This is a genomic window from Pseudobacteroides cellulosolvens ATCC 35603 = DSM 2933, assembly GCF_001262605.1.
GTDB lineage: Bacteria > Bacillota > Clostridia > Acetivibrionales > DSM-2933 > Pseudobacteroides > Pseudobacteroides cellulosolvens.
In genome coordinates this window covers 2,027,501-2,039,363 of sequence record NZ_LGTC01000001.1, presented here as the reverse complement: position 1 = coordinate 2,039,363, position 11,863 = coordinate 2,027,501, and the positions used below count along the sequence as shown (strand labels likewise).

At 35.5% G+C, this 11,863-nt stretch carries 4 protein-coding genes and 1 pseudogene (1 of these 5 only partly in view); all 5 read left to right on the top strand.

From position 1 onward, the window contains the following. Nucleotides 1–83: 83 nt before the first annotated feature. A complete protein-coding gene (locus Bccel_RS08325; protein ID WP_036944947.1) occupies nt 84–4,370 on the top strand; it encodes an S-layer homology domain-containing protein in 4,287 nt (1,428 codons plus the stop codon). Between the two features lie 119 nt (nt 4,371–4,489). Beyond that, nucleotides 4,490–7,366, top strand: coding sequence for an S-layer homology domain-containing protein (locus tag Bccel_RS08320; protein ID WP_036944946.1), 2,877 nt, complete (start codon nt 4,490–4,492; stop codon nt 7,364–7,366). Between the two features lie 218 nt (nt 7,367–7,584). Next, the gene (locus Bccel_RS08315; protein WP_036944945.1) at nt 7,585–9,084 is read left to right on the top strand and encodes a glycosyltransferase family 39 protein; all 1,500 of its coding nucleotides are present in this window, start codon (nt 7,585–7,587) and stop codon (nt 9,082–9,084) included. 352 nt (nt 9,085–9,436) lie between these two features. Further along, nucleotides 9,437–10,582, top strand: a pseudogene (locus Bccel_RS31350) (serine hydrolase domain-containing protein). Between the two features lie 571 nt (nt 10,583–11,153). Further along, nucleotides 11,154–11,863: the 5' end (the start) of a glucuronoarabinoxylan endo-1,4-beta-xylanase XynC gene (xynC, locus tag Bccel_RS08300; protein ID WP_081927194.1), read on the top strand. 775 nt of this gene lie beyond the right edge of the window; the window shows 710 of its 1,485 coding nt (coding positions 1–710); its start codon is at nt 11,154–11,156; its stop codon lies beyond the right edge, outside the window.

The window sequence follows — 11,863 nt, the reverse complement described above, 5'->3', positions numbered from 1 at the left end:
TTGATGTTTTACAATATTGGAAAATCACTTTGTGGTTTTGTGAGTCCAAGCAGTAAAAATCTATATTGTAATGGAGTGTTCATATGATGAAAACAGTATTATGGAAGCAGTTAACCCGCAATAAACTTTTTTCAGTAGTGCTAAGTCTTGTTTTTATATTTATATGCACTTTTACTTTTGTCAAGCTAACCCTTGCGGCTGGTGAAACATTTACAATTAATGTTGCATCTGTGAAACTAAGTGATTTACCTACTAAAGCAATATCAATAACCATAAGCGGAAGAGAATTCAATGGTACGGTAAGTCCATTCTTTTTTGTAAATGGTGTACAGGATAATAATGTGAAGACATCATCACTTACCAATACAACTACAAAAGTTGAATTTATCATCAATTCTTCCACCGTTACCGATAATACAACATATGGAATAAGGTTGGTGGATAATTCCGCTACTTATGACTATAGTGTTGTAGGTTCAATCAGCATTGGAACTCCTGTCGTAACAACAAATTCCCCTTTAAGCCTTGCGAATAATTATGACCAGTCGGTTGATATGATTATAGATGCCAACTATACAAATTTTGTTGAAGGCGTTTCTCAGGTTAAGCTTGTTGCAGGAGTTATAGAACAGACAGTAACCTGCATTGTAAACAACAGTAAACAGCTTAAAATAACGGTTCCAACAGGACTGGCGGGAGATTCAATCAGTGGAACTGCTTATGATGTGCATATTACAACAGGATCTGAAACAGTTGTTGGAGAAGACTTGGTTTTTGTAAGAGGAACTCCATCCATCAATTTTACTACAGAGAACAACAATCAGACCTTAAATCAGAACTATACAAATAATTGTACAATAGCCGTAACAGGAACAAATACCGGATTTGTTCAGGAGAGGACTACAGTAAGGGTATTAAGCGGACAGTCAAGTGTTGGAACTGTTACCAATATAAACGTTTCAGGAAGTGGGGCTTTAACATTTAAGCTTGGTGAAGGACTTGCTCCAAATACATATAATATAGAAGTGGCTACAGGAGTTGAAAAAGTCACCAAGACCCTAACGGTACTTGTTGCAGTTGCTGTTTTAGAGGACAGCAGTCAGGCTGCATTCACATCAATATGCCAGGGATATACCAGCCAGAAGAATTTGGTGTTTAAGGGAACTAATATAAAGTTTAATGATCAGACTGTAATTAAACTATTTGATGGTACTACAGATCAAAGTAACGATATTACATCCGGTAACATCAGTGGTATTAGCATTGCTTCAGGCAACATCAGCTTTACTCTTGCAACAGGACTGGATGCAAATATGGGTGGTACTGATAAGACTTATGAAATAAGGGTTACTGCAGGTTCTGTAACTTTAAAGAAATCATTTAATGTTAAATATCCCTACATACAATCCCTAAGCTTCACTGGATATGCTTTGGCAGTCGGAAGTAATATACCTGCCGGATATAAGAAATTTCAAGCAGGTTTAACAGGTTCAAATACATTGTTTCAGTCTGCAACTAAAGTTTATATTTATGATTCAGGCAATACTCTTAAGCAGACACAGTTGGTTAATCCGGGAGTAACAAACACTGCATTATCCTTTTATATTGATGAAGGCCTTTCAGATGGAACTTATAAAATAAAAGTTGATATGGATGGAAATGAAGTGACTGCAGATGATCTACTTGCTGAGAAGACTTTTGTTGTTACTAAGCCTTCAATTGCTGTAGCTCAAGGTACGACCACTCCTGTGACTCTGTTAAAAACCATACAGGGCACAAAGACTCTTACTGTAACAGGTACAAATACACATTTTTCAAGAATAACTCCTATAGTTAAATTGATTGATGTAAGTGGGGCAGATGTATCTTGTACCATAACCAATGTAGTAGCTGCAAATGATACACATCTTACCTTTGATATAATTCCGAGCACTATAAGCACTACAGGTAATTATGGTCTTAAGGTTCGTACAAGTGAAAATGGAATTATTGATGAGATAGTAATTATTCCGGCTTCACAAAATAAAATTATTGTAAGTACATCATCTGCTCAAATTGCTCCGGCTCTGGTATTCTCCCATTATGATGAAGTTATTTCAATGGTGGTGACAACGCAAGGTATCACTCTTGATGAAAATACAATTGTTAAAATTGACCTTAATAGGGACAATGACTATGCAGATGAAAATGAAATGCTTTCAAATGTTCAAATTAGTGTACTTTCAAATACAATTACCTTTACTGCTCCGCAGGATTTAACACCAGGTACTTATAATGTATCTGCAACAGATATAAATAGCAATGAGATTATTGCCTCGTTTGTTGTTATACCAAATCCTGCTACACCAACAACTGGAACAGTAACTGCTTCGTCAATAGTTGTAAACTGGTCAGCAGTTTCAGGAGCTACAGGGTATAAGCTTTATAGATCTACGAGTCTGAATGGTGAATATTCCGTAGTATACACAGGAAATGACCTTACTTATACAAATACCTTATTAAGTGAAGAAACAGACTATTACTATAAGGTGTCAGCTACTCATGAGGTAGCGGGAGAATCAGCAAAATCTTCAGTTATCAAAGCTACGACACTTAATTCATTGGAAGCTACTGCAACACCAACAGTAACAGCATCAACTGCAACACCAACTGCAACACCAACTGCAACACCAACATCAACACCAACTGCAACACCAACATTAGCACCAACATCAACACCAACTTCGGTTCCTTCAGCAGCTAATCCCAATAATGGTGGTTCACTGCCACTAGCAAGCAGTACGTCTACTTCCACAGCTACGGCTACACCTACTATGATTGCAACCGGTACTCCCGTACCAACACAAACACCTACACAAAAGCAAACACAAGCACCTGTACCAACACAAACGCAAAAGACTTCATACAAATCAACACCTATGCCAAAACCTACGCCTACATCTGCTCCAATGCCTGCTGAAGTAGTAAAAGCAGTTGAGATAATTAAGGATGGTCAAGCTAATCTTGCAAATGAAGCTGATGTCCAGGCGGCTAAGGAAATGGCTTTGAATATAATTCAAACCGCAGTACAAAACATTGTAAATATTGACAAAAAAGGTGTGTCAACAAAGGCTGTGGAGGAAGAGTTGATTAAAACCGCAGAGTTAGTTCTCGATAAGATTAATACTGAAGAGGTTAGTGCTGAAATAAAAGGTGAGGAAGTTAAGGTAGTTATTAGCAATACACAGGCTCAAAATATGGAAAACAGGATTGATGAGATAGCTAAAGCGACTAGTGATCTCAATAAAGCAATCAAAGATGCAAAAACTGGTGCAAAGGTTGAGGCTGTACTCGAAATAAAGGTTGCCTCTGGTGAAGATGTTAAACAGGAATTGACAAAGGTTGATACAGCATTACCTGCTTCGCTTCTTAAAAAAGCTGAGGAAAAAAGAATAGACAAGATTGCTGTAGATACGGGCGTTGCTAAAATATCAATACCTCCAAGTATTATTACAAGTAAGGAAAATGAAACTGTAAGTATATCAGCAGCTAAGGTAGACAATGTAGCTATAAGTCAAAAGGTTAAGGCTATAGTTGGTGAAAATCCTGTCTTCGACTTTGATTTAAAGGTAGGAGATAAGAAAGTAAGCAATTTCTCAAAGCCTGTTGAGGTAGCTGTCCCATATACGTTAAAGAATGGAGAGAATCCTGAAAAAATAACGGTATTTTATATTAATGACAAGGGACAGCTTCAAAACATAATAGGTTCATATGATTTAAACACAGGCTCTGTAACATTTGAAACCAAACATTTCAGTCAGTATGTTGTCAAAGTAAATGATATAAAATTTACTGATACAGCTAATTCCAAATATGAGCATTCAATAGAGATTCTTGCATCCAAGGGAGTAATTTTAGGTTATGCAGGTAAGTTTAATCCTGATAATAATCTTACCAGAGCGGAGTTTGTATCATTTGTTGTAAGGGCCTTTAAGCTGGAGGATCCAAGTGCTGCAAGCAACTTCAAGGATGTAAGCAAAAAGGACTGGTATTATTCTACCGTTTCTGTAGCAGTAAAAGCTGGTTTAGTATCCGGTAGACCGGACAAGACATTTGCTCCGAATGAGAAGGTATCAAGGCAGGATATGGCGGTAATAGCTGCTAATGCCCTCTCAAAACTTAAGGGCAAGACCCTGCCTACAGATTATGCAGAGTTTATTAAAAAGTATGCGGATTCAAAGACCATTTCTGATTACTCACAAAAGTATATTTCACTCCTGGCAAGGTATTCGATAGTAGACAGCGGAGAAGATGGAAATTATTATCCGGTTAAAGCTTCTACAAGAGCTGAAGCAGCAAACATAATTTATTTGATTTTCAACTTAAAGTAAGGATTGAAGAATAACTTCTCCTATACACTTTTTATATAGCTTATAGGGGAAGTTATTTCTTTAGAACTATTATATAAAAAGCAATTCTTTATAATTTCTAAAATTAGGAGTGTATAAACATGAAAAGAACCATAGCAGTTTTTTTGATGATTTTCGTAGTAATGACAACTTTACATACTTTTGGAGAATCCAATCAACCGCTATGCTATAATATATTCATCGATAGTTCAAATCAAAGGAATCCTGTTATTTATGTAATGACAACCAATGCAGATAGTAGAAACAGCATAACAGCCGACCTTGTTTTAAACGATGGACAGACTAAGGTTTTTGGAGTTGAAAGAACCATGAACATAACAGGCAGCCAAACTGTATTTTCATTACAAATACCTGAAAGTGTTACTGCAGGGGAATACTATATAAGATTCAGTTCAACCAGCCTTCAAATGACAGCACAAAGTCTTATTAAATATTTGTTAACAGCGGATGCAGGCAATATTCCGAATGTATCAGTGACCCCTTCAAGTCATGAGGAAGGAAGAAGCCGGGATATTCTCATTTATATCAAAATGGATGTAAGTGATTATACAGGTGTAACAGCTGTATTTTTAAATGGTCAGGGTAAGCAGGCAGTAGATGTTAATAAAGGTATTGGAAGCTTTAAAAATGGAAATGCCAATATAAGATTGGATGTACCAGAGGACGTAGTAAGTGGAAAATATAAAATTAGAGTTCAGGTATTAAATAAATTAAAGGATATGGATTATACCATTACTCCAAGTATAATATCTGCCGAAGTTCCTGAGATAACGAGCCTGGGAGTATCAAAAGCATATCTTGTGGAAGGCAGGATCAGTGGAAATATAATAGTTAATGGTAAAAACTTTTCCGCAGTTTCAAGTCGTAATACTATAGAGATTCTAAACCAAATGGGTAGCAGGGTAGGTACGGCTTTTATTCCTGACATGAGCAGCGGGGAGACAATAAGTTTTCCTGTTCCTTCAAGTCTTACGGCTGGCAGTTATACGGTAAGAATAACAACTGAAGGAAAAAGTGCCGCCAGTACATCAACTTTTACTGTCAGGAAGGATGATGGTATATCTGCTCCAACTCCTACTGTTTCAAACACTGAGCCTTTGATTAAGAGTGTTTCGTTATCCAGCGAAGCAGTTAATATTGAAGGAAAAATCAGTGGGAGTATAATAGTGACTTGTTCTGGGTTTTTAACAAAGCCTGTCGACAACAGGCTTCATATAATTGACTCTTCAGGTGCTGAGTCGGTATTTGCCCAATTGGATCCATCCAGCTCAGGCCAAAGACTTACAGCACCAATACCGTTAAATCTTAAGGCAGGCAGGTACAGAATTAAATTTATTATAAATTCAAAGGAGTATATTGGAAACTCCACCTTTGATATATTGAAGGATGATAACTTACCTACTGATAATGCTTTTTCAATAACAGGAATAGACATGTCTGGATGTATCCTTTATGAAGGCATGGTAGGCGGTAATGCTGTAATACACGGCAGCGGGTTTAATGCAATTCCTTCTCTTTTAGAGCTTATAAACAGTAGTGGTGAATTGGACGGAAACAAGGCTACGATGGTTTCGTATACACAAAACATCATACTACTGAGGTTGCCAGCCTCAATAAAAAGAGGGGTATATAGGTTTAAGGTAACCATATCAGGCCATAGCGTTATGAGTCGTGATAGCTTTGAAGTTGCTGCCAGCCCTATGGTTACTCCTTTACCAGCTCAGGGAGACGACTTTTCAGGTATAGTGAGGAAAGAAGAAAATACTCCGCCGCCTATTGAGATTAAGATAGATAACATTCAAACAACAATTGATAAAGAGAACAACAAGTCAGTCACTGAGGTCAACGGCCATCAGATCATAAGTAAGCTTGGTGTAAATAGCGGAAGAAAAGCTGAGATTGTACTTGAGATTAAAGATTCAGATGAAACTGCAAAAGAGGTTTTATTCAACACGGAGGCTATAAGCATTATAGTAGGCAACAACCTGGATATCAAACTAAGCTCAAGGGATGTCAATATTAATGTTCCGTTGGATATATTCAAGCAAAATTCCTCATCTGTGTTAAGGGTTGTAATTGATCAGGTGAGTGATACCAAGTTTGTAGAAACTATACCGCCATCATCAATAAAAGGGCTTAATCTAAGGACACCGGTTATAGATTTAAAGGTTTATAAGGAGAACGGCCCTATAACCAAGATTATAAGCAATTTCACAAAGAATATCGGTCTACAGTTTCCAATAAATATTACAGATGAAACTTACGACATAAGGAAATACGGAATATACTACTTTAATGAAATTGATAAACACTGGGAATACTTGGGTGGTAGATATAATAAGGAAAAAGGCATTTTTGAGGGGGAGACAAATCACTTTACTAAATTTGCAGTAATAGAACCAAATATAAGTTTCAGCGATGTTAATGAAAAACATTGGGCCAGAGATTATATTGATGTGTTAGCGGCTAAGCAGATTGTTAAAGGAATGGGAAATAATATTTTTTTACCTGAGGGCAAGGTCAAAAGAAGCGAGTTTGCAACAATGGTTGTAAAAGCCTTTGGAATTCCTTTGGGGACCTATCAGGGCAAGTTTATAGATGTTAAATCGAAGGATTGGTTTTGCCTCTATGTTGAAGCACTGGAGAAATATGGTGTTATAAAGGGAACAGGAAATGGTTATTTTAGCCCTAATTCCGAAATTACAAACCAGGAAATTGCAGTAATGCTTATAAATGCTTATAGCTACATGGGGAAAAAGCCTCAAAAAACCTCCGCAGCCCCATTTAAAGATATGGGAAAGGTTGCACATTGGGCTAAGGATCAGGTTGATTTGTGTTATTCCATTGGAATTATAGAAGGCAAAAAAGGAGACTTGTTTGACCCGATTAAAAAGGCCAGCAGAGCCGATACATGTAAGGGTGTGTATAACCTTGTCAAGGCTTTGAACAGATTTTAATTCATGATAACAGCTAAAATAATGGTTTTACTTCGTAATTGAAGTAAAATCATTTTTATTATGTATGGGGTAAAAATTGTGCTTGGTGTAAAACTGTGTCATGTTTCAATACAGCAATATAATCGCTTGTTAAAGCCAAGTTCCAAGTATTATTATTATATTATAAAAGTTTATCAACACTTTTACTATAGAATATAGAGAATTATAGGAGGTGCAAAATGGTGGAAGAGGATAAGAAAACTGTTGGCAAAAAGGCAATAATAATTTGGATAGGATTTTTTTTAGCAGGTCTAATATTTCTGACTTTTGGAATAACCCATGAATCATTGTGGTACGATGAGTCATACTCAGCTGCAATAATTAATCATTCCATTCCTGAAATTTGGTCTATCGCAGGAAGTGACAGTCATCCCCCGTTGTATTTTATTTTCTTAAAAATTTTTACCACAATTTTTGGCAATGGCGAGTTTGGATTAAGGCTCTTTTCCGTTTTAGGTGTAGTGGCATTGTCAGGTCTTGGAATAGGTCCGGTAAGACGCATATTTGGAGTAAAGACAGGCCTTATTTATTCATTTTTGGCAATAACTATGCCAATAAACCTATCCATGGCCCAGGAAACTAGGATGTATACATGGGCAGCATTTTTTGTAGCGACATCAGGGTTATTCGGGTATTTGGCAGTAAGCAAAAGACAGAAGATTGACTGGGTAAAATTTGGATTATGCACGGTTCTCGCAGCCTACACGCATTATTATGCACTCTTGGCTGTAGCAATTATCAATTTCATCATGCTTTTATCAATATTAATCAAGAAAAGGGATGCAATTGAACCATTCATGATAACTGCTATAATTAGTGCCATATCATATTTGCCGTGGATATACTATTTGACACAGCAGGTATCCAAGGTATCCAAGGACTTCTGGATACAACCTGTTACCTTAGATACCATAAGAAGAACGCTAATTTTTCCTTATGGAAATAAGTTTTTTCCATTGATGACTTTTGCTCATATATTGGCCTTTTTGTTCCAGGCAATAATAATTTGGGGAATTATTAGGTCTGTAGTAAAGAAGTATAAGGAAGGTAAAATGGCTGTTTTAGGTATTACTGTATTTATTCTTACACTAGCTTTTGGAGTGGCAGCTTCGTTAATTATAAGGCCAGTGCTTGTTGAGAGATACATTGTTCCGGTGGTTGGAATAATGATTGTTGCTGCAGCTTATGGTATTTCGCTTTTTAATAAAAAACCGGTTATAATAGGTGTGTGTCTTTTAATCACTGCTTTATCCGTTCCTCAGATTATGGATATTTACACAAAACGCTTTAATGGCCCTATGTTTGAGGTAAAGACGTATATGCAGGAAAATATGAAAAAGGATGATATTTTCATACATACCGATGAACATACATTTGGAACCTTCTGTTATTATTTCCCTAACCGTAAGCACTATTTATATCTAGAGCCTGGTACTAATGGCTATAGCGGTTTTGGTGCATTTAAACAAAACGGAACAAGCGGTCATGATTTCAATGAATTTATAAAGGGAAGCAGTAATGTATGGCTTGTTACAAGTATTTACACCCAGGGTGAGAGCATCTTTTACAGACTTCTAGGGTCGGGACAGTTAAATTCAACAGGAATGACAAAAGAGTTCATTATTGATCCTTCCTGGTATGGTGTCAGGGTAGAAAAGGTTACAGCCAATAGTAATTAGGGAATGATTTAAGGTATGAATGAAAAATTACTTCCGCTTTCTACGCGGGTGTTGACGAGTTAAGTCAACACATGAGCCAAATTTATAGCGGAAGTTATTTTTTGATCATGACTAAGAATTAAAAAGAGCACCTATATAGGGTGCTTTTTTGTTGTATAGAAAAATTTCTTGTCAGATTTTGTTCGCAAATTATTATGATGTGCAAAAAAATGCTGCATTTCAAGCAGACAATATATTTGCTTGAAAATAGCTGGGAATAAGCATTAATATGATGTTAGGTTAATGAAAACCTTGAGATGAGTACAAAGAATATCCGGATATCATTGTTTTATTTCTTTAGAGTTATTATTTAATGAGTGAAAGGGTTGGTTATATGTTAAAAAAATTTTCAATAATATTAATTAGTGCTATGTGTATATGTTCAATTTCTGCTGGCACAAGTGCATCGGCAAAAATTAATGTAAAATCAAGCTGTTTATGTAATATTAGTAAATCAGGATATAACCACTATTTAAAAAACAACTATAAATGGAATGGGATTACAAGCTGCAAATCTTATTTGTCCAAGGAAGATCAGCAAATTAAAATAAAATTGGAAGAATATCTTAATGCAGCAGTAAAACACAATAATTTCCAAGGTGTAGCACTAGTTGAAAAAGAAGGCAAAGTGATTCTTTCAAAGGGTTATGGGATGGCGGACTATGAAAATATTATACCAAATACCAGTTCAATCAGATTTGCAATAGGTTCAATTACAAAGCAGTTTACTGCAATGGCTATAATGCAGCTTTATGAAAGAGGCAGGTTGAAACTTGATGATAAGTTATCCAAATACTATCCGGATTTTCCAAGGGGAAATGAAATCACAATCCATCAGTTGCTTTCCCATACTTAAGGTATTGTTAATTATACAACGCTTCCTGAGTATTGGCAGATTGATCCGTATAAAATAACTAAAGACGATATATTTAAGCTTCTATATAATAACCCGTTGGACTTTAAACCAGGTGAAAAGTGGAATTACAGCAACTCCGGGTATGTTTTACTAAGTGATATAGTTGAAAAGATTACGGGAAAAAGCTATGAGGAGTATCTGGATAAAAATATATTCGAGCCACTGAGGATGAAGAATTGGGGATTATGCATGAGCGGTGATAAGGTTAATATTAAAACAATAGGATATGATGGATACTTGGATATTCAGCCGGTAGACTATACAATGAATTTTAGAGGATCGTTTGGAGCAGGTTCTTTGTATTCGACAGTTGAGGATTTATATTTGTGGGAAAAAGCATTAGATACTAAAAAGCTTGTAAGCAAGGAGACAATGAATAAAATATTTACTCCTTACTCTGAAACATTTATGGGTGCATACGGATATGGCTGGTACATAAAAGGTGAGGACAAGAAAAAAACCGCTTTTCACGATGGCATTATCGCAGGTTTTCATTCTATAATATCAAAATATATCGGCACAATGAAGCAAAATCAATTGTGATTAATAAAAGAGGCATTATTTACAATGCATATAAAATGTAACCTATCTTTTCTACAATTGAGAGCAAAAAAGGATTTTGGGTGGATGATTCAAAGTCCTTTTTTATTTCTTTTCAATTATTTGAACTTCAAGTTTATTAATTACATCTCAATTTAAATTTGTTTAACTGCATTTACACTGATGCAATGGTTTTATCAATCCCAAAGTTTTTTGTTCCTTAATGAATGTAATAAATATCTTAAATAATTACTGTTTATACAAAAATCAATATGAAATGTGGTATAAAGTATTTTTAACATGTTTCAAAATTTAATTAAGAGACTTTAAAAAACGACACAATTTAAATTGTTTGCCGAATTATAATTTATGAGCAGATATGAACAAAATCAAGAAATTTTTAATGAAAAAGATTGAATTCAATATTTTTAGTACTCAAAAAGTAATATCATACGAAATTTATTGTTGGGAGGAGTTTTAGCATACAAAATTATATTAAAATATTACTTGTGAAATTTACAAATATGTAAATTATAAATTAATATGTTTATTTATTATTGGGAGGGGATTAGAAATGAAAATGAAATTTAAAAGGCTGCTTATATTCACTTTGATTTTTACTTTTCTATCATCTGTGAGTTTGACAGTATTAGCAGCAAGTGATGTAACTGTGACTTTATCGTCAGAAAAACAATTGATCAGGGGTTTTGGAGGAATTAACTTTCCGACTTGGATTGATGATTTAACAGCACCTCAAAGAGAAACAGCTTTTGGTAATGGAGAGAAGCAATTAGGTTTTTCTATTTTAAGAATCCATGTTGACCCGGATAAAGCTAATTGGTCAAAAGAATTGGATACTGCAAAAGCAGCGATTAAAAATGGAGCGATAGTTTTTGCTTCACCATGGAATCCTCCAAGCGAAATGTGTGAGACTGTTGGTGGCAAAAAAAGACTTAAATACGATAAGTACAATGCATATACGCAGCATCTTAACGATTTCGTTTCATACATGAAGGAAAATGGTGTGGAGTTGTATGCTATTTCTGTGCAAAATGAGCCTGATTATGCAAATGAGTGGACGTGGTGGAGCCCACAAGAAATGCTTAACTTTATGAAAAATAATGCTGGATCAATTAATTGCAGGGTAATAGCACCTGAGTCATTTCAATATGTGAAAAGCATGTCAGACCCTATTTTGAACGATCCTAAGGCTCTTGCAAATATGGACATCCTTGGTGCTCACCTTTATGGCACTCAAGTCAGCCAGTTCCCTTATCCTCTTTT